Raw genomic sequence first — 18,074 nt, 5'->3', positions numbered from 1 at the left:
GCTGACTCACCCCCTCCGCCCCTGCGGGGCACCTCCCCCCTGAAGGGGGAGGGAGAGGTGGGGCTCAGTTCCTGAGCGGTTTGCCGGTCTTGAGCATGTGCTCGATGCGTTGCTGGGTGCCTTTCTTCCCTAGGAGGGTGAGGAAGGCTTCGCGTTCGAGGTCGAGGAGGTGCCCTTCGCTGACTTTGGCCGCGCGGTTGTTGCCGGTGCCGCCGGACAGGACGCGGGCGAGCTGTTCGCTGACGACGAGGTCGTAGTCGGTGATGTAGCCGCCTTCGTGCATGCCGTGCAGGGCGCTCTTGATGGCGCCGATGGCGGCGTCGCCCATGACGGGGATGTCCTGGCGGGGGGTGGGTTGCACGTAGCCGGGGGCCAAGGCGAGGACCTGGCGTTTGGCGTCCTGCAGGATGTGGTTCTTGTTCATGGCGACGGTGTCGGTGTCGCGCAGGAAGCCGAGGTTGCGGGCTTCGAGGGCGCTGGTGCTCACCTTGGCGGTGCCGATGAGTTCGAAGGCGCGTTGCACGGCGGGCAGCAGGGTCGCGCCGAGGCGCTGGCCGGGCTGCTGCATGTCGGTGAAGCGCAGGAGCATTTCCTTGGTGCCGCCGCCGCCGGGGATGAGGCCGACGCCGACTTCGACGAGGCCCATGTACAGTTCGGCGCTGGCGACGACGTGGTCGGCGTGCAGCGTGAATTCTGCGCCGCCACCGAGGGTCAGGCCGAAGGGCGCGGCGACGGTGGGGTGGGGGCTGAAGCGCAGACTGGTGGTGACCTGCTGGAACTGTTTGATCATGTCGTCCAGTTCGTCCCATTCTTCAGCCTGGGCCTGCGCGAGGATCAGGGGGAGGTTCGCTCCGGCGCTGAAGTTCTCGCCCTGGTTGCCGATGACGAGACCTGCGTAGCCCATGTCCTGCACGAGCTTGTGGGCGTCCTGCACGGTGCGCAGCTGGTCCTCGCCGAGGGCGTTCATCTTGGCGTGCCATTCGGCCAGCAGCACGCCGTCGCCGAGGTCGATGACGCTGGCTCCGGCGCGTTTCTTGATGACCTTGGTGGCGTCTTTTTTCAGGTCGGTGAGGATGAAGTACGGCGCCTCGTACTTCGTGGGCTGGCCTTCGGGGGTGACGGTCTCGTCGCCCGCGTAGAAGGCGTCCCGGCCGGACTCTTTCATGGCGGCCAGCAGGGGGGGCAGGGTGCGGCCCTCGGCTTCCAGGTTGGCGATGACGGTCTGCACGCCCAGGGTGTCCATCGTCTCGAAGGGACCCTGTTCCCAGCCGAAGCCCCACTTGAGGGCGTTGTCGATGTCCTGGAGGCGGTTGCTGACGTTGCCGGCCATCTTGGCGGCGTACCAGAAGCCGTCGTTCATGACGCCGCGCAGGAACTCGCCTTCCTTGCCTTCGGCGGCGTACAGGGCTTTCACGCGCTCGGCCAGGGGGCGGCCCTTGATGGCGTCCACGGCGGCGACCTTGACGCGGCCCTGGTCCTCGTACTCGAAGGTGTCGAGGTTCAGGTTCAGGATCTTGGTCTTGCCGTCTGCGCCTTTGGTTTTCTTGTAGAAGCCGCTGCCGGTCTTGTCGCCCAGCATCTTCTTCTCCTCGACGAGGGTGCGGAAGGCGGGCGTGAGGGTAAAGTCCTCGTCGTCGGGGGTGGCCTTACCGAGGTCGCTGGCGACGTGGTAGATGATGTCCAGGCCCGAGAGGTCGGCGGTGCGGAAGGTGGCTGACGAGGCGCGGCCCAGCGCGGGGCCGGTCAGCTGGTCGACCTGTGCGGGGGTCAGTCCGGCCTTGACCATGTGGTCCATGGCGCGGACGATGCCGTACACGCCGATGCGGTTGGCGACGAAGCCCGGCACGTCGTTCGCGACGACGACGCCCTTGCCGAGGGTGGTCTGCGCGAAGGCGCTGAAGGTCTCGGTGACCTTGGGGTCGGTCTTGGGGGTGGGGATGACTTCCAGCAGGTGCAGGTAGCGGGGCGGGTTGAAGAAGTGCGCGCCCACGAAGCGGCGCTGGAAGTCCTCGCTGCGGCCCTCGATCTGGAGGTGCATGGGGATGCCGCTGGAGTTGCTGGAGATGATGGCGGTCTTCTTGGCGACCTTCTCGACGCGTTCCCAGAGGCTGCGTTTGGCGTCGAGTTTCTCGATGATCGCCTCGAGGATCCAGTCGGCGTCCTTGAGGTCCTTGAGGTTGTCTTCGAGGTTGCCGGGCGTGATCAGGGCGGCGCGGGCGGGGTCCATGAAGGCGGCGGGGCGGGCTTTGAGGGCGCGCTGGATGCCGCTCTTGGCCAGGAAGTTCCGGTCGGGGTTGTCCGGCAGGACGATGTCCAGCAGCATCACGGGAATCCCGGCGTTGGCGAGTTGCGCGGCGATGGCGGCACCCATCACGCCCGCGCCGATAACGGCAGCTTTCTGTATCTTCATGCGACCTCCTGAGGGGCTCACTTAAAATTAGACTCGGTTCAAGTTTACGGCGGGGTCGGGGCGTTTGTCCACCACACCCGCAGCCCGTCCAGCGCGCGCCGTCCCGCCCGCAGGTACGCGGGCCGCCGCCAGCAGCGCCGCGTCCCCCCAGTGGATCAGGCCCGCCCGATCCCGCGCCAGATCGCCCAGCGCCGCGTCCGACCAGTCCAGCACCCCCGAGAGCCGACCCTGCCTGTCCAGGGAGACGTGCTCGGCCGCGAAATCCCCGTGGATGGGCACCGGCACGGCCTTCCGGAGGTCCGGCAGCACCCCTGCCCCCGCCGCTGCCTCCAGATCGTTCAGTGCGGCGTCCCGCCAGTCGTGCCCGGACGGGTCAAGGTCCAGTTCCAGCCCCGACCCCTGCGGGTTCAGGGCGTGCAGATCCGCCAGCCAGCGCACCAGCGCACCCCCCAGGGCGGCCGGATCGGTCAGCGAGCCCCCCAGACCCGACCGACCCGGCACACGCCGCGCCACGCTGAAGCCCTCCGGGGCCAGCGGCGAGGCGGTCCCCAGGTGCAGCACCTCCGGCAGCGCCGCGCCACCCAGCCGGGGGGCCAGCCACGCCAGCAGCCGGGCCTCGCGGCGCAGCGCCTCTCCCTCACCCGGCCAGCGGGGCAGGCGCAGCACGCGCGCACGGTCCAGCGCGAAGGCGTGGTGATCACTGCCCATGCCCAGCCACTGCACACTGCGCCACGCCACGCCATCTGGTGCGTCCGGCAGCAGTGCCGCGACCTGCGCCGCGCTCAGGGCCGGGAGCTCCAGTCAGTTCACCCGCTCATTGCACCATACGGCCCGCAAGCAGGGCCACACGGGCTACCCGATGAACTGCTTGACCCCGAACACCAGCGCCAGCCCCGCCAGCGCCAGAAGCGCGGCCACGCTCAGGCGGCGGTCCACGCGCCACCCGGCCAGCGCCACCCACACGGCCGCCAGGACCGGCACCGACGCGATCCACACCACACCCACCCACGCGTACGCGGGCAGCAGCACGCCCACCGCCAGCAGGGCCACGCCCACCCAGAAGCCCAGCGGGTACAGCCACGCGGGCAGCCCCGCCAGTTCGGTGTCCGGCTTCTGCGGGGGCAGCGGCGCACTCACGCCTGCCCCCAGTACTTCCACAGCAGCTGCCCGGCCGTGAAGATCAGCAGCAGGCTGAAGAACAACTTCAGCTGCGCCGCCGGAATGCGGCTCTGCAGGGTCGCCCCGGCCCGCGCGCCGATCAGCACGCCCAGCGCGATCCCGGCCGCCAGCGGAATGTCCAGCAGGCCGCCCGCCTGGTACACCAGCGCGTTCCCCACGGCCGTCAGGCCCATGATGAAGGTACTCGTGGCAATCGCCTGCCGGATCGGCACGCCCGCCAGCAGGTTCAGCACCGGCACCTGCACGGTGCCCCCGCCGATGCCCAGCAGACCGCTCATGACCCCCGCGAACGTCATGGCGGGCGGCACGAGGCGACTGGGGGGGCGCTCGACCTCCACCCGTTTCAGGCCCCTCAGCAGGTTGTACGCGGAGTACAGCAGCAGCAGCGCGAACACCGTCGCCACCGCCCGCGCCGGCAGGATCAGGCCCAGGAAACTCCCGGCCGCCCCACCCACGATCGTGTACGGCGAGAGCAGGTACCCGGTCCGGGCGCGCACCAGCCCCTGCCGCAGGTAACTGGCCGCGCCGCTCAGACCGACCGCCAGCACCCCGATCTGACTGACCGCCACCGCCTGCGCGATCGTGATGTCCCGCCCGAAGTGCGGCAGCACGAACTCCAGGGCCGGGACGACCACCACGCCGCCGCCCAGTCCCAGGATGGCACCCAGCACCCCGGCCAGCAGGCCCACGCCGATCACGGCCACCATCATCGCGCTGATCACGAACGCCTCATGCACCCGAACCTAGCGTATTTCACGCTGCGGCCGCCCCTGCACCTCAACGCCCGCGCCGCCCCTGCACCTCAACGCCCGCGCCGCGCCGGACGTCACGCTCAGCCGGCCGGTGTCCATCCCGGGGTGCGGGCCGTGACCGCCGCCACCTCCAGGCGGCCCCCGCCCGCCCGCTTGGCGCGGTACAGCGCCGCGTCCGCCTGCTGCAGCAGCGTCTCCCCGTCCTGCGCCACCTGCGCGGCCACCCCGACCGACGCGCCCAGCCGCGCCGATCCGCCCGGCACGTCGTACGGCTCCCCCAGCCGCTGCACCACCCTCGCCGCCCGCTGCGCCGCCGCCTCCAAGCGCTGCGGGCAGAGGCTGACCAGCGCGAACTCGTCACCGCCCAGCCGCGCTGGAACGAACGACGGCCCCGCCAGCACCCGCAGGCGCGCGCTCACCTCGCGCAGCACCAGATCACCCGCCGCGTGCCCGAAGGTGTCGTTCACGGGCTTGAATCCGTCCAGGTCGATCATCAGGATCGTCAGTTCCGTGTCGGGCGCCGCCTCACGCAGCAGCCGGTAGAACCCGTGCCGGTTCAGCAGTCCGGTCAGACCGTCGTGGGTGGCCAGGTGCTCCATCTCGTCGCGGCTGCGTCTCAGTTCGGCGGCCTGCTCGGTCAGCTGGCAGTTCAGGCGGGTCGTCTCGACGAACGCCTGCCTCTGCCGCAGCAGCACCAGCAGCAGCACCGCGACCGTGAACCACGTCACGCCGCGCCCGGTCAGGTCACCTGTTCCGCCCCGCACGACCAGCAGCGCGCACGCCATGGCGACCGCCCCGTATGGCAGCGCCCGCAGCAGCGTGTCGGACCACCCGCCGGGCAGCGGATCCTCCCCTGCCCGGTCTGCCTGCCGCGGACGGGACAGCAGGGTCACACCGGCCGCCTGCCCCACCGTTCCCCACGTCCACAGGGCGTCCAGCAGGCCCGCAGGCTGGTAGTGTTCCCCCAGCAGCAGGTACGCGAAGTCCGCCCCGACGTACACCAGCAGCCCCAGCAGCAGCGGCAGCCGCGCCGGTTCCAGCGGACGACGCAGCAGCAGCAGGCCCGCCGCCAGGAGCAGCAGGTCCAGCAGCACGTACGACGCGCTGACCGCCTTGAACACCACCGACGCCCCCGAATCCTGCAGCAGCGGCGACACGGCCAGCACCCACGACACCTCGCCCACCACGACCACCGTGATCAGGCTGTCCAGCAGCCACCCACCCAGCACCCCGCGTGACAGCCGCGTCCCCGGGTTCGATCCGGCCGCGCGGTCCATCCACAGCACACCCAGCAGCCCCAGGTAGTACAGGTAGTACAGGCCGTCCACGAACGACACGTCCGGGGCGTCAACGCCCGGCAGATCGAACAGCAGCACGTACGCCACCTCGGCCGCCGCCAGGGCCAGCAGGCTCAGCAGCGCCCAGCCCAGGCGGCCACTGATACGGATTCCGTTTGTTTCGTTAACAGATCGGAACACCACCGATCTGTCAACTCCACGTCCGGAACCCGCCCAGCTCCTCCTCGCTTCGCTCGGATTGAACGGCTTTGTAAGCCATTCAATCGGAGTCCGTATGATACGGACCTCGGTGGAATGCGGGGCCAGCACCGTTCCCTCCGGGCGCACGCGACTCGCAGGGCGGCGAGCCCAGGGGACTGCCGGACGTGGCGTTGGTAACCCGGCGCTGTCCCGGCGTGTGAACGAAACAGACGGGGTCCGTCTGACATTCCCGCCGCTCAGGTTCAGGCCCCCATGCCCCTGCGGGCGTCCCTGCGTCCAGGCCTGCCCGACCGCCAGCACCGCCGCCACCGGCACCGCCCCGTACAGCAGTTCAAGGTGCAGGTTCACTCCGGTCAGCGCACCCCACGCCAGCAGCCCCGTGTACACGCCCGCCAGCACGAGCAGCGGCGCGAACAGCCAGGGAAGGGAGGGGCGGTTCTTCATCAGGTCACAACCACCCGCACCCTAGGGAATACCACCACACATCCGTCTGACACCTGCACAGTCTGAAGGGCAGGCGTGCCGGCCTGCACGCGTCCCGGCGGCAAAGGGGAAGGGCCGGAAGCAGAACGCTCCTGGCCCTTCCCTGTGTTTGGTGGAGGCTTGGGGATTCGAACCCCAGACCCTCCGCTTGCAAAGCGGATGCTCTCCCGCTGAGCTAAGCCCCCTCAGCGCCGTGAACTGTACCAGCTTGCCGGGGGTTTGGCAAGTGTGGGCCAGATGGCGCAGGCGTGGGCGGCGGCGGGTGGGTAGCATGGGGGGATGTTCGGTCGCCGCGCACCTCTGCCTGATTTCCCGCCTGGGGCGTTGCTGGTGGGCGGCGCGGCGCGTGACTGGTTGCGGGGGGTGCCGGCGAAGGATTTCGACTGGGCGGTGCCGGACCCGGCGGGCGCGGCGCGGGGGCTGGCGCGGGTGTCGGGCGGGGCGGCGTTCCCGCTGGACGTGGAGCGGGGGTACTGGCGGGTGAGTGCGCCGGGCGGCGTTCAGCATGATCTGGTGCCGCTGCCGATTGATGTGACGGCGGACCTGCTGCGGCGGGATTTCACGGTGAATGCGCTGGGCGTGTGGGCGGACGGGCGGGTGCTGGACCCGGCGGGTGGCCGCGCGGACCTGCGCTCGCGGCGGCTCAGGATGGTGTCGCGGGAGAACCTGCGCGCGGATCCGTTGCGGGCGTGGCGGGCGGCGCGCTTCGAGGGCACGCTGGGCTTCCGGCTGGAGGTGGGCACGGAGGCGGCGGTGCGGGAGGTGGCCGTGGACCTGGGTGCGGGCCGCCTGCCCATGCCGGCCTGGGAGCGGGTGCGGGATGAGTTGCACGCGCTGCTGGGGTCGCCGGACGCGGCGCGGGGAGTGGCTCGCCTGGAGGACCTGGGCCTGCTGGTCCTGACCGTCCCGGAATTGCGTGAGGGGCTGGGGGTGGCGCAGGGAGGCTTTCATCACCTGGACGTGTTCGGGCACAGTCTGGAGGCGCTGCATCAGTTGCTGGCGCGGCAAGCGGACGCGCCGCTGACGCTGCGCTGGGCGGCGCTGCTGCACGATGTGGGCAAGGCCCGCACGCGCGCCGTGGACCCCGTGACGGGCCGCGTGTCGTTTCACGGGCACGAGCGGGTGGGGGCCGAGCTGAGTGCCGGGATCCTGACCCGCCTGAAACTGCCGGGGGACGATGTGCGGCGGGTGTCGGCGCTGGTGGGGGCGCACATGCTGCCCCTCCCGGCGACGGAGCGGGAGGCGCGGCGCTTCGTGCACCGGCGGCGGGAGCTGCTGCCGGACCTGCTGTCCCTGATGCTGGCGGACCGGGAGGCGGCGCGCGGCCCGTCGAGCAGCGAGGCGTCCCGGCGGGCGTACGCGCGGGGCTTCGAGCGGGTGCTGGCGGCGCTGGAGGAGCAGCCCACGCCCCCGCCACCGCTGCTGGACGGGCAGGAGATCATGGCGCTGCTGGGCGTCCCGCCGGGGCCGCGCGTGGGCATGGCGGCGCGCGCCCTGGCCGAGGCGGCCGCGCTGGGCGAGGTGACCACGCCGGACGGGGCGCGGACCTTCCTGCGGGACTGGGCAGAGCGGACCCCTGCATCCTGACCGCGGACCACGCCGCTGTCAGGGGACTGCCAGTCAATCCCCGCTATGCTGCCGCAGAGATGAATCCGCAGCGCCCCGACCATTCCCGCGACACGCATCCCATCACGCCCGACTGGGTGGCGGACGCGGTGTTCTACCAGATCTTCCCCGACCGCTTCGCCCGCTCGGGCCGCGTGACGGGTCTGAACCTGCAACCCTGGGGTGACACGCCGCACTTCCACAAGTACATGGGCGGCGACCTGTGGGGTGTCGTCGAGCGGCTGGATCACATCCAGGGTCTGGGGGTGAACGCCATCTACTTCTGCCCGGTGTTCCAGTCGGCCAGCAACCACCGCTACCACACGCACGACTACTACCAGGTGGACCCCATGCTGGGAGGCAACGACGCGCTGCGCACCCTGATCGACGAGGCGCACGCGCGCGGCATCCGGGTGGTGCTGGACGGCGTGTTCAACCACTCCAGCCGGGGGTTCTTCCAGTTCAACGACCTGCTGGAGCAGGGCGAGGCGAGCGCGTACCGCGACTGGTTCCACGTGGACGGCTGGCCGCTGCAACCGTACGACGACACCCGCCCCGCCAATTACGCCGCGTGGTGGGGGAACCGCGCCCTGCCGAAGTTCAATACCGCCAACCCGGCCGTGCGGGACTTCCTGTGGGACGTGGCCGAGTACTGGATGCGGTTCGGGATCGACGGCTGGCGGCTGGACGTGCCGAACGAGATCGACGACGACTCGTTCTGGCAGGAGTTCCGCCGCCGCGTGAAGGCCGTGAATCCCGAGGCGTACATCGTCGGGGAGATCTGGGGCGACGCGCACCGCTGGTTGCAGGGCGACCAGTTCGACGCGGTCATGAACTACCACTTCACGCGCCCGTGTCTGGCGTTCTTCGGGGCGCGCACGCTGGACCACCCCATGAACGAACGCAGCGGCACGGGCCGCGTGGACCCCATGACCGCCGAGGTGTTCGCGGCCCGCATGACCGAGGTGAAGAACATGTACCACCCGGAGATCGTGCGGGCGCAGCTGAACCTGCTCGACTCGCACGACACGGCCCGCTTCCTGACGGCCGTGGGCGGCGACGCGACCGCGTACCGGCTGGCGACCGTGTTCCAGATGACGTACGTGGGCGCGCCCTGCATCTACTACGGTGACGAGATCGGCCTGCCCGGCGGTCCCGACCCCGACTGCCGCCGCGCGTTCCCCTGGGACGAGCAGGACTGGGATGGGGACACCCTGACCCTGACCCGCACCCTGATCGCCGCGCGCCGCAGCGTGCCGGCCCTGACGCGCGGCACCTTCGAGGTCACGCACGCCCAGGGCGAGGGCGTGGTCTTCGTGCGCCGCCACGAGGCCGGCAACGCGCACATCGCCCTGAACGCCGCGCAGCAAGAGGCGCACCTGCCGGTCACGGGGGTCACGCCCGGCCAGTACCGCGACGTCCTGACGGGGCGCACCCTGACCCTGACCGCCGACACGCCCCTGAGCGTCCCGGCACGCGGCGCGCTGGTGCTGGTGCCGCTGGAGTAAGGGACGCGGAGCGTGGGAGGCGGTTCACTGCGCCCTGCCTCGCCCGCCCCGCCTCCATTACAGCAGGATCACGTCCACGTCATCGCCCGCCGCGACGGGCTGGCCTTCGGGCACAATGACGAGCGCCCCGGCCTCGCTGAGAGAGCGCAGGATGCCGCTGCCCTGCTGGCCGTAATCGCTGACCCGGCCGTCCTGAATGGACGCGCGCCAGAAGGCGGTCTTGTCGGGCAGGGCGCGGAAGGGCGTGGCGGCGCGCAGGCGCAGCGTCTGCGGGGGCTGGCCGGTCAGGGCGGGCCGGACGATCACGTGGAACACCACGAGGCTGCTGACCGGGTTGCCGGGCAGGCCGAAGACGGGCAGGCCGTTCCAGCCGCCCAGGATGGCGGGACCGCCGGGGCGCATGCGGACCTTCCAGAAGCTCACGCGGCCCTGCTCGATCAGCAGGTCGCGCATGAAGTCGTACCGGCCCATGCTGACGCCGCCGCTGGTCAGCAGGACGTCCGCGCCGCCCGCGCGGTCGATGGCGGCCTGGAGGGCCTCGGGGCTGTCCGGGGCGTGCCCGAGGGGAATGACCTCGCACCCGGCCTCGATCAGCATGGCGCGCAGGCCCACGGAGTTGCTGTCGTACACCTGCCCGGCCGTGAGGGGCTGACCGGGCGGGACGACCTCGTCGCCGGTGGACAGCAGCGCCACGCGCAGCGGCGCGAGGACCGGCACCTGCGGGTGCCCGAGCGCGGCGGCCAGCGCCAGCCGGGGAGCGGTCAGGGGCAGTCCGGCGGTCATGACGACCTCGCCGGTGCGGAAGTCGCCGCCCTCGTGGCGCACGTCGCCGGGACTGGCGGGGCGGCGCAGCAGCACGCCGTCCGGGCCGTCGTCGAGCAGCTGTTCGACCGGGCAGATGGCGTCCGCGCCGGGCGGCAGGGGCGCGCCCGTGTAGATGCGCACGCACTCGCCCGCGCCGACCATGCCGGTAAAGGGCACCCCGGCGCGGCTCTCGCCGGTCACGTGCAGGCGCACCGGGGTATGCGGCGCAGCGCCCAGCGTGTCGGCCTCGCGGGCGGCGATGCCGTCCAGGGCGCTCTCGGTGGCGCTGGGGTGGCTGACCAGGGCGCGCAGGTCGCCGGCCAGGGTCCGCCCGGCGGCCTGCGCGAGCGGCAGGGTCTCGGTGCGGCGGTCGGGAAGCAGCGCGGCCAGCAGGGTGCGGGCCTCCTGCACGCTGACGTGCATGGGGAACGGGGGGAGCGGCGCAGTCATGAAGGCAGGATAGGGGTCGGGCGGGCCTGCGGGCGTGCGGGCGTCCGTACCATGAGGCATTCATGGACGGTTTTTCCTGGCGGTGGGCGGCGCGGCGGGCCGCGTGGGCGCTGATCTGGCTGCTGGCGCTGCTGGCGCTGGCGTGGGCGGGCCTGCGGGCGGCCGGGTGGCTGCCCGGACAGCGGATGCCTGGACAGCAGCCCAGCGCGGGCCCACCCGCGCCCGGATCAGCCACGCCCGCTGGGGCCCCACCGGCCGGCGCGGCCCCATCTGCCCCGCTGGCGGCACCCCTGCCGACGGCACCCTCACCTGCCCCTGCCCGCCTGCCTGCCCCGGTGCCACCCGCTTCTGTCCGCCCCGACCCGGCCCCGCCCGGGCGTGCGCCGGAACCAGCGGCCCCCACACCCGTTGCAGGAACACCCGTGGCGGGGACGCCGGCCGCCGGGACGCTGGCCCTGCTGAACCGCCTGCGGGCCGGGGCGGGCGTGGGCGCGGTGCAGGCCGAACCGGACTGGGAGGCGGGTTGCGCGGCGCACGCGCGCTACCTGGTGCGGGCCGACCGCGCCGAGCACCGCGAGGACCCCGCCAGTCCCCACCGCTCGTCGGCGGGCGAGACCTGCGCGCCGGGACATTACTTCGTGTCGTCACAGCCGGACAGTGACCTGCGGCGGGCGCTGTCGTACTGGGTGGGGGGCGCGTTTCACCTGCCGCAGCTGCTGGACCCGCGCCTGACCCGCGTGGCGTTCGGGGAGGCGCACGATGCGGGCGGGGCGTTCCGGTCGGCGGCCGTGCTGGATGTCCGGCGGGGACTGGAGGCGCGGCAGGCACAGGCTCAGGGAGCCGGCCCGTACCCCGTGCGCCACCCCGGCCCGGAGGCGGGCCTGGACCTGACGGTGGACCCGGCGGGCGCGTCGGCGTCCGAGTGGCCGGACCCGCTGGTGCACTGCGGCCTGAAGGAGGCGGGCGCTCCCATCGCGCTCCTGATGGGGCCGGGCGTCACGGTGCGCGGCGCGGCCCTGCAGGTCAACGGGCGGGCCGCGCCCGCCTGCCTGCTGAGCGCCGGGTCCTTCCGGGGGGCGTCGGAGGGGGACACGCGGGCCGGGCGGGGTGTCCTCGCGGCGCAGGGGGCGGGGGTGCTGCTGCCCCACGCGCCGCTGCGGGCGGGGGACCGGGTGCAGGTGGATTTCGACACGTCCGCCGGGCGGGTCGGGTGGGCTTTCCGGGTGCGGTAACGGTTGCCGGCCGCGCCGAGAGGGTACACTCCTTGGGCAGCAGAACCTGTCCGGCGTTCCCTGACCTCCAGGGACGGACGGGGAAATGGAGACCGCATGAACATTACCCAGGACAAGGTTGTTGAACTCGATTACAAACTCACGGTGAACGGCGAGATCGTCGATCAGAGCGAACCCGGTGAGCCGCTGGTGTACCTGCACGGGCACAGCAACATCATCCCGGGGCTGGAAGCGGCGCTGGAAGGCAAGGGGGCCGGCGAGAGCCTGCAGGTGACGGTGCAGCCCGAGGACGGCTACGGCCCGCGTGACGAGGAGAACGTCGAGAGCCTCTCGCGCGAGGACTTCGAGGATGACATCGAGGTCGGCGAAACGTACTACGCGCAGGCCGAGGACGGCAGCGTCATTCCTTTCACCGTGATGGACGTGGACGGCGACAACGTGAAGGTTGATTTCAACCCGCCGCTGGCCGGCATGGTCCTGGACTTCGACGTGACCGTCCTGGCTGTCCGTGACGCCACGCCCGAGGAACTCGAGCACGGTCACGCGCACGCCGACGGCCAGCACGACCACGAGTAATACGGACTCCGATTGAATGGCTTTGTAAGCCGTTCAATCCGAGCGAAGCGAGGAGGAGCAAACCGCCCCTCCGGACGTGGAGTTCACAGATCGGAACACCACCGATCTGTGAACGAAACAAACGGCAGTCCATATAATCCGCACCGGGGAGCCTGACTTCCTGAACCGGCGCCGCCTTCCCCACCTGGGAGAGGCGGCGCTGTCCGTGTGCCCCGGGCGGCCTATTCCTGATCGTCGTAGAGGTGCAGCAGCGCGGCGTCCGGATCGCCGCCCGGATGGTGGTGGCGGGCGACGAGTCGCGCCACGCGGGGCCGGGCGCCGGCGTGGGCCAGCAGGCGGGCCCCGAGTTCCGGGTGGTGCGCGCGGATCCCGATGGCCCCGACGGGCGGCAGGATCCGGGACAGGCGGTTCGGGATCAGGCCGACCAGCACCCGCTCCCACAGCCAGTAGGGACGCAGGCTCTTGCCGCAGTCGTGCAGGAGCGCCGCAGCGATCAGTTCGGCGGGCACCTGGGGGTGGTCGCGCAGCAGGTGGCGGGTGACGCGGCAGGCGTGTTCGCGGTCGCGGGGGTCCATGGCGCGGTAGATGCGCGCCTCCTCGGGGGTCAGGTGGGTCTGGGCCCAGGGGTCGTCGGGGTGGGCGTCGCTGGCGCGCAGGCTGCGCAGGAGGCGGCGCACCTTGGCCGCGTACCCGTTGGCCTTGCGGCGCAGGCGGCTCATGAAGGTGCGGTGAGGCATGTGCCGAGCATAAGCGAGCGGGACGCTCCGGTGGTGGCCGGGCGTCCCGCTGGGCTGAGGCGTTCTTAATCCGCTGCGGTTTCGGTTTCGAGTTCCAGGGCGGCCAGGGCGCGTTCGGCGCTCATGGCGGCGCGCGTCCCCGCGCCGACCGACGTGCCCAGCTGGCGGTAGATGTAGTCGCTGACGTCCCCGGCGGCGAACAGCATCGGCACGCTGGTGTAGATCTCGTCCGTGACGTCCACGTACCCGTCGGGGCGCAGCTTGACCGTGTCCTTCACGAACTCGGTGTTCGGCGTGTGCCCGATGAAGATGAACACGCCGTCGGTGCTCATGTCGCTCTCCTCGCCGGTCTTGAGGTTCCTGAGTTTCACGCCGGTCACGGTGTCCTCGCCCTTGATTTCCTCGACCGCGGTGTCCCAGATGAATTTCATCTTGGGGTTCGCGAACGCGCGGGCCTGCGCGACCTTGTTCGCCCGCAGCGTGTCGCGCCGGTGGATCAGCGTGACCTCGTCCGCGAATTTGGTCAGGAACAGGCCTTCCTCGACGGCGGCGTCGCCTCCGCCGATCACGACGACCTTCTTGCCGCGGTAGAAGAACCCGTCGCAGGTGGCGCAGGTGCTGACGCCGCGGCCCCAGAAGTCCTGCTCGCCGGGGACGCCCAGGCGTTTGGGGTTGGCGCCGGTGGCGAGGATCACGGCCTTGGCGTGGTAGGTGCCGCTGTAGCCGGTGACGGTGAAGGGGTAGGCGTGTTCACGGTCGTCGCCTGCGCGGACGATGCTCTGGACCTCGTCCATCTCGATCTTGCCGCCGAACTTCTCGGCCTGCTGCTGCATGCGGCTGGCGAGTTCCATGCCGCTGATGGGTTCGGGGAAGCCGGGGTAGTTCTCGACTTCTTCCGTCTGGGCGATCTGGCCGCCGGGCAGGCCCTTTTCGAGGATCAGGGTGCTGAGGCTGGCGCGGCCCGTGTAGATGGCGGCGGTCAGTCCGGCGGGGCCGCCGCCGACGATGACCACGTCGTAGTGCTGGGTGCTGGGAGTGTTGCCCGTCATGGGTGAAGCGTACCACCGGGCACCTTTGCGGATGGTCAGCCACGCACACTTTACTTTTTAAAGCATCGGGTGGGCCGATCTGGGGGGGAGATGGGCGGCGGGACCAGCCACCCGGCTGCCCGTCAGTCGCGGCAGCGCGGGATTCAGCTCCGCCCCGTCCACAGGGCCGCCGCACAGGTAGGCCCGCCAGGGCTCCAGCGCGCCCATCACCGGGCGTGGCGGGCGGTGCAGGCGTACCAGTGCCTCGCGGTAGGCGGGGCCGTGGCGGGCGGCGATCCAGGCCTCGTGGGCGTGCAGCGCGGCGCGCAGGTGCAGGCGGCCCTGCTGTGCGGGCACGGTGCGCCCACCGCGCGTGAAGGTCTGGGTACGGCGGTTGAACTGCAGCGGCTCGCCGGGCAGCAGCAGGGTCAGGCCAGCAGAGTGCAGGGTCAGGCCCTCCAGGGTGTACAGGCTGCTGCCCTGCGGGCTGGGGCGCTTGCGAAAGCCGCGCAGGGTCAGGTCGCCCTGACGGGCATCGAGGCCCAGGAACCAGAACTGGGCGGTCAGCGGGCAGCGTCGGAGGGTGTGGAACCTTGTCATATTATTGATAATAGAATATCGTTATCAGGATATGTCCACTCCTGACTCCCGTTCCGTCCCCATCACCGTCCTGTGCGGCTTCCTCGGCGCCGGGAAGACCACCCTCCTGAACCACCTGCTGACCCAGACGGACGGCCAACGCGTCGCCGTGATCGTGAACGAATTCGGCGCCGTGAACATCGACGCCAGCCTCGTCGTCAAGACCGACGAGCAGACAGTCGAACTGAGCAACGGCTGCATCTGCTGCACCCTGCGCGGCGACCTGCTGCACGCCGTGAACGACCTGCTGGAAACACGCGAGCTGGACGCCATCCTGATCGAATCCACCGGCATCGGCGAGCCGCTGCCCATCGCGCAGAGCTTCTGCCTGACCCCCGAGGAACTGGAGATCGAACCCGAGGAGGGCCAGCCCGCCATTCCCGACCTGCTGGGCCGCGTGCACGTGGACGCCATGATCACCGTCGTGGACAGCGCGCAGTTCTTCCCGCTCTGGAACCGCCAGGACACCATCCCCGGCGACGACGAGGGGCGTGGCTTCGGGGAACTGCTGGCCGAGCAGCTGGAATTCGCGGACATCGTCGTGCTGAACAAACTCGACCTGGCCGCGCCCGACGACGTGCGGCAACTGCGCGACCTGATCCGCATCACCAACCCGCGCGCCCGCGTGCTGGAAGCCACGCGCGGCGTGCTGCCCGCCAGCGAGCTGCTGAACACCGGCCTGTTCGACTTCGACCACTCCAGCCAGCTCGACGCCTGGATGACCGAACTGCACAAGGAGCACACCCCGGAATCCGAGACGTACGGCCTGGGCACCCACATCTTCCGCAGTGAACGTCCCTTCGACCCGGACCGCCTGAACGAGGCGCTGACGCTGGGCCTGCCGCGCAACGTGATCCGCTCCAAGGGCTGGGTGAACCTGGGGGGCGGCGTGGCGACCCTTTGGAACCACACCGGGCGGCAGCTGGCCCTGGAAACGGCGGGCGAGTGGCTCAGCCCGGACGAGGCGTTCAGCGAGCTGGTGTTCATCGGGCACGACCTCGACCCGGACGCGCTGGACGCCCTGCTGAACCGTGCGCTGCGCGCCTGACCGGACCGGCGGAACGTGCGCCGGTGAACCTTCCCCCCACCCCCAGTTGTGATAAGGAGAAATCAATATGAGTCGTGAGTGCTACCTGACCGGCAAGAAGAACCTCGTGGTGAACAGCGTCACCCGGCGCGGCAAGGCCCGCGCACAGGGCGGCGTGGGCCGCAAGGTCACCGGCGTGACCAAACGCGTGCAGCGCGCCAACCTCCACAAGCGCGCCATCCGCGAGGGCGGCGTCACGAAGACCGTCTGGCTCAGCGCCAACGCCCTGCGCACCCTCAGCCGCGGCCCGTACCGGGGCATCGAACTGCTGTGACGCGCCCCCACCTCCTCCTGCCCACGCTGCTGCTCGCCGCGTGCGCCGCGCCCACGGCGCAGGCCGCGCCCCTGCAGGTCAGCGCCACCACCACGATCATCGCGGACTTCGTGAAGGCCGTCGGCGGCACCCGCGTCAGCGTGAACGTCATCGTGCCGCCCGGCGGGGACACCCACACCTTCCAGCCCAGCACCGGCGCCATCCGCGACCTCGCCCGCAGCCGCACCCTGTTCGCGAACGGCGCGGGCCTGGAACCCTGGCTGCCCCGACTGAAAGCCAGCGCACCCAAGGTGCCGGTGCAGGAACTCACGGCGGGTCTGAAGCTGCACCCCGCCGGGGAAGGCGAGGACCACGCGCAAGCCGGGCACGACGCGCACGACAACCACGGCGCACTCGACCCGCACGCGTGGTGGGACGCCACCCTGGCCGCCGGGTACGTGAAGAACGCCCAGGCGGCCCTGACCCGCCTCGACCCCGCCGGGAAGGCCACGTACGCGAACAACGCCGCCGCCCACCTGAAAGCCATCAGCGCCGCCGACGCCTACGCGAAGGAGCAGTTCGCCACGGTGCCCGCCGCGCGGCGCGTCCTCGTGACGAACCACGACAGCCTGCACTACCTCGCCGAGCGGTACGGGCTGCGCCTGATCGGGGCGGTCATTCCGGGCCTGAGCACCGAACGGGAACCCAGCGCCCGCGAACTCGCCGTGCTGAGCCAGACCATGAAGAAGGCCGGGGTGAGCACCATCTTCACCGAGAACACCGTCAACGTCCGCCTCGCCCGGACGCTCGCCCGCGAGACCGGCGCCCGCATCGCCCCCGCGCTGTACACCGACGCCCTGGGACCCAAGGGCAGCGGCGGCGAGACGTACCTCAAGGCGTTCCGGACGAACGTGGACATCATGGTGAAAGCACTGAAGGGCTGACCGTCACAGACGGCGGCGGGTGGGGACGCGCAGGACGCCTCCACCCGCTCCCGCTTTTGATTCTGCACTCGCAACATCACCGCGCGGGGAGGTATGCTGGTCTGATGCTGGGCGTCGAGAACCTGACAGTCAAATACGGCCCGCAGACGGCGCTGGAGAACGCCAGCGTCCGCTTCGAGTCTGGAACGTTCAGCGCGATCATCGGCCCGAACGGCGCGGGCAAGAGCACCCTCCTGAAAACCCTGGTGGGCCTGCTGCCGGACCACGCGGACGCCGTGCGCTTCGACGAGGGCCACAGCGCCCGCTCGTGCATCAGCTACGTGCCGCAGCAGCAGACGCTCGACTGGGCCTTTCCCGTGACCGTCTGGGACGTCGCCATGATGGGCCGCACCGGCCGCCTGGGCTGGCTGCGCTGGCCGGGCAAGCAGGACCGTCAGATCGTGGAGGACGCCCTGAAGGAAACCGGCGTGTTCGACCTGCGGCACCGGCACATCGGCGCGCTGTCCGGCGGGCAGCGGCAACGGGTCCTGCTGGCCCGCATGCTGGCCCGTCAGGGCCACCTGCTGCTGCTGGACGAACCCCTGACCGGCGTGGACGCCGCCACGCAGGAAACCCTGATGGCCCTCCTGCGGCGGCAGGCCGACAGGGGCCGCGCGGTCGTGATGGTCACGCATGACCTCGAACAGGCGCGGCGCTGGTGCGACCACCTCGTGCTCGTGAACCGCCGCGTGATCGCGGACGGCACGCCCGAGCAGGTGTACACCACGCAGAACATCGAGGCGACGTTCAGCACCAGCTTCCTGGGCCATACTCACGCCGAGGCGTGAGGTCGATGGGTGATGGTTGAAAGATGATGGATGACACACCCGGCCTGACCACCCTCCCGCA

At 70.9% G+C, this 18,074-nt stretch carries 17 protein-coding genes and 1 tRNA gene; 8 read left to right on the top strand and 10 right to left on the bottom strand.

Annotation, left to right across the window (positions count from 1 at the left end; all coding sequences use genetic code 11):
• Positions 1-64 precede the first annotated feature (64 nt).
• The 6 genes from ABDZ66_RS01180 to ABDZ66_RS01155 form a co-directional block, all read right to left on the bottom strand.
• Complete coding sequence (locus ABDZ66_RS01180; protein ID WP_343755156.1) at positions 65-2,410, bottom strand: 3-hydroxyacyl-CoA dehydrogenase/enoyl-CoA hydratase family protein; 2,346 nt, start codon at positions 2,408-2,410, stop codon at positions 65-67.
• 27 nt (positions 2,411-2,437) lie between these two features.
• The gene (locus ABDZ66_RS01175) at positions 2,438-3,148 is read right to left on the bottom strand and encodes a phosphotransferase family protein (RefSeq protein ID WP_343755154.1); all 711 of its coding nucleotides are present in this window, start codon (positions 3,146-3,148) and stop codon (positions 2,438-2,440) included.
• A gap of 114 nt (positions 3,149-3,262) precedes the next feature.
• Positions 3,263-3,547 carry a hypothetical protein gene (locus ABDZ66_RS01170; protein ID WP_343755152.1) on the bottom strand — a complete coding sequence of 95 codons (285 nt, stop codon included), beginning with the start codon at positions 3,545-3,547 and terminating at the stop codon, positions 3,263-3,265.
• Positions 3,544-4,296, bottom strand: coding sequence for a sulfite exporter TauE/SafE family protein (locus tag ABDZ66_RS01165; protein ID WP_425544389.1), 753 nt, complete (start codon positions 4,294-4,296; stop codon positions 3,544-3,546). Before ABDZ66_RS01165 ends, ABDZ66_RS01170 begins: the two co-directional genes overlap by 4 nt.
• A 125-nt stretch (positions 4,297-4,421) precedes the next feature.
• Positions 4,422-6,284 (bottom strand): diguanylate cyclase domain-containing protein, encoded by a 1,863-nt coding sequence (locus ABDZ66_RS01160; RefSeq protein ID WP_343755150.1) that lies wholly within the window; start codon positions 6,282-6,284, stop codon positions 4,422-4,424.
• Between the two features lie 149 nt (positions 6,285-6,433).
• Positions 6,434-6,508, bottom strand: a tRNA-Ala gene (locus ABDZ66_RS01155).
• 94 nt (positions 6,509-6,602) lie between these two features.
• Here ABDZ66_RS01155 and ABDZ66_RS01150 point away from each other — a divergent pair.
• Together ABDZ66_RS01150 and ABDZ66_RS01145 are read left to right on the top strand one after the other, a co-directional pair.
• Positions 6,603-7,910: an HD domain-containing protein gene (locus ABDZ66_RS01150; RefSeq protein WP_343755148.1), complete on the top strand. Its 1,308-nt coding sequence runs from the start codon at positions 6,603-6,605 to the stop codon at positions 7,908-7,910.
• 59 nt (positions 7,911-7,969) lie between these two features.
• Entirely contained in the window at positions 7,970-9,436 is a 1,467-nt protein-coding gene (locus tag ABDZ66_RS01145) for a glycoside hydrolase family 13 protein (protein WP_343755146.1), read from the top strand.
• A gap of 57 nt (positions 9,437-9,493) precedes the next feature.
• On the opposite strand, the gene ABDZ66_RS01140 is transcribed toward ABDZ66_RS01145, so the two are convergent.
• Positions 9,494-10,690 carry a molybdopterin molybdotransferase MoeA gene (locus tag ABDZ66_RS01140; protein ID WP_343755144.1) on the bottom strand — a complete coding sequence of 399 codons (1,197 nt, stop codon included), beginning with the start codon at positions 10,688-10,690 and terminating at the stop codon, positions 9,494-9,496.
• Positions 10,691-11,112: 422 nt separating this feature from the next.
• On the opposite strand from ABDZ66_RS01140, the gene ABDZ66_RS01135 reads away from it, so the two are divergent.
• Together ABDZ66_RS01135 and ABDZ66_RS01130 are read left to right on the top strand one after the other, a co-directional pair.
• A complete protein-coding gene (locus ABDZ66_RS01135; RefSeq protein ID WP_343755142.1) occupies positions 11,113-11,922 on the top strand; it encodes a CAP domain-containing protein in 810 nt (269 codons plus the stop codon).
• A 96-nt stretch (positions 11,923-12,018) separates the two neighbouring features.
• Complete coding sequence (locus tag ABDZ66_RS01130; RefSeq protein ID WP_343755140.1) at positions 12,019-12,498, top strand: FKBP-type peptidyl-prolyl cis-trans isomerase; 480 nt, start codon at positions 12,019-12,021, stop codon at positions 12,496-12,498.
• A gap of 221 nt (positions 12,499-12,719) precedes the next feature.
• Here the strand turns inward: ABDZ66_RS01130 and ABDZ66_RS01125 are convergent, their stop codons facing one another.
• The 3 genes from ABDZ66_RS01125 to ABDZ66_RS01115 form a co-directional block, all read right to left on the bottom strand.
• Positions 12,720-13,235: an HD domain-containing protein gene (locus ABDZ66_RS01125; RefSeq protein ID WP_343755138.1), complete on the bottom strand. Its 516-nt coding sequence runs from the start codon at positions 13,233-13,235 to the stop codon at positions 12,720-12,722.
• A gap of 65 nt (positions 13,236-13,300) precedes the next feature.
• Complete coding sequence (gene trxB, locus ABDZ66_RS01120) at positions 13,301-14,284, bottom strand: thioredoxin-disulfide reductase (protein ID WP_343755136.1); 984 nt, start codon at positions 14,282-14,284, stop codon at positions 13,301-13,303.
• Between the two features lie 57 nt (positions 14,285-14,341).
• Positions 14,342-14,863, bottom strand: a complete 522-nt coding sequence (locus tag ABDZ66_RS01115; protein WP_343755134.1) for a hypothetical protein — start codon at positions 14,861-14,863, stop codon at positions 14,342-14,344.
• A 31-nt stretch (positions 14,864-14,894) separates the two neighbouring features.
• Between ABDZ66_RS01115 and ABDZ66_RS01110 the strand changes: the two genes are divergently transcribed.
• The 4 genes from ABDZ66_RS01110 to mntA all read left to right on the top strand — a co-directional run bounded on the left by ABDZ66_RS01110 (position 14,895) and on the right by mntA (position 18,013).
• Complete coding sequence (locus ABDZ66_RS01110) at positions 14,895-15,950, top strand: CobW family GTP-binding protein (protein ID WP_343755132.1); 1,056 nt, start codon at positions 14,895-14,897, stop codon at positions 15,948-15,950.
• A gap of 67 nt (positions 15,951-16,017) precedes the next feature.
• Positions 16,018-16,263: a 50S ribosomal protein L28 gene (gene rpmB, locus ABDZ66_RS01105; protein WP_343755130.1), complete on the top strand. Its 246-nt coding sequence runs from the start codon at positions 16,018-16,020 to the stop codon at positions 16,261-16,263.
• Positions 16,260-17,186, top strand: coding sequence for a manganese ABC transporter substrate-binding protein MntC (gene mntC, locus ABDZ66_RS01100; protein ID WP_343755128.1), 927 nt, complete (start codon positions 16,260-16,262; stop codon positions 17,184-17,186). The genes rpmB and mntC overlap by 4 nt, the downstream gene beginning before the upstream one ends.
• 104 nt (positions 17,187-17,290) lie before the next feature.
• Positions 17,291-18,013 carry a manganese ABC transporter ATP-binding protein MntA gene (gene mntA / locus ABDZ66_RS01095; protein ID WP_343755126.1) on the top strand — a complete coding sequence of 241 codons (723 nt, stop codon included), beginning with the start codon at positions 17,291-17,293 and terminating at the stop codon, positions 18,011-18,013.
• Positions 18,014-18,074 lie beyond the last annotated feature (61 nt).

This window comes from Deinococcus depolymerans (genome assembly GCF_039522025.1).
In the GTDB taxonomy this organism is placed as follows: Bacteria; Deinococcota; Deinococci; order Deinococcales; family Deinococcaceae; genus Deinococcus; species Deinococcus depolymerans.
Note: the sequence above shows the minus strand (reverse complement) of the source record. Positions and strands in the feature narration are given on the sequence as shown.

Excerpts from the sequence above, each read along its gene's own strand:
- ABDZ66_RS01165 (WP_425544389.1), bottom strand. The coding sequence starts at position 4,296 with ATGGTGGCCGTGATCGGCGTGGGCCTGCTGGCCGGGGTGCTGGGTGCC.
- ABDZ66_RS01110 (WP_343755132.1), top strand. The coding sequence starts at position 14,895 with ATGTCCACTCCTGACTCCCGTTCCGTCCCCATCACCGTCCTGTGCGGC.
- ABDZ66_RS01125 (WP_343755138.1), bottom strand. The coding sequence starts at position 13,235 with ATGCCTCACCGCACCTTCATGAGCCGCCTGCGCCGCAAGGCCAACGGG.
- ABDZ66_RS01145 (WP_343755146.1), top strand. The coding sequence starts at position 7,970 with ATGAATCCGCAGCGCCCCGACCATTCCCGCGACACGCATCCCATCACG.
- rpmB (WP_343755130.1), top strand. The coding sequence starts at position 16,018 with ATGAGTCGTGAGTGCTACCTGACCGGCAAGAAGAACCTCGTGGTGAAC.
- ABDZ66_RS01140 (WP_343755144.1), bottom strand. The coding sequence starts at position 10,690 with ATGACTGCGCCGCTCCCCCCGTTCCCCATGCACGTCAGCGTGCAGGAG.
- ABDZ66_RS01160 (WP_343755150.1), bottom strand. The coding sequence starts at position 6,284 with ATGAAGAACCGCCCCTCCCTTCCCTGGCTGTTCGCGCCGCTGCTCGTG.
- ABDZ66_RS01130 (WP_343755140.1), top strand. The coding sequence starts at position 12,019 with ATGAACATTACCCAGGACAAGGTTGTTGAACTCGATTACAAACTCACG.
- ABDZ66_RS01180 (WP_343755156.1), bottom strand. The coding sequence starts at position 2,410 with ATGAAGATACAGAAAGCTGCCGTTATCGGCGCGGGCGTGATGGGTGCC.
- mntA (WP_343755126.1), top strand. The coding sequence starts at position 17,291 with ATGCTGGGCGTCGAGAACCTGACAGTCAAATACGGCCCGCAGACGGCG.
- trxB (WP_343755136.1), bottom strand. The coding sequence starts at position 14,284 with ATGACGGGCAACACTCCCAGCACCCAGCACTACGACGTGGTCATCGTC.
- ABDZ66_RS01115 (WP_343755134.1), bottom strand. The coding sequence starts at position 14,863 with ATGACAAGGTTCCACACCCTCCGACGCTGCCCGCTGACCGCCCAGTTC.
- ABDZ66_RS01150 (WP_343755148.1), top strand. The coding sequence starts at position 6,603 with ATGTTCGGTCGCCGCGCACCTCTGCCTGATTTCCCGCCTGGGGCGTTG.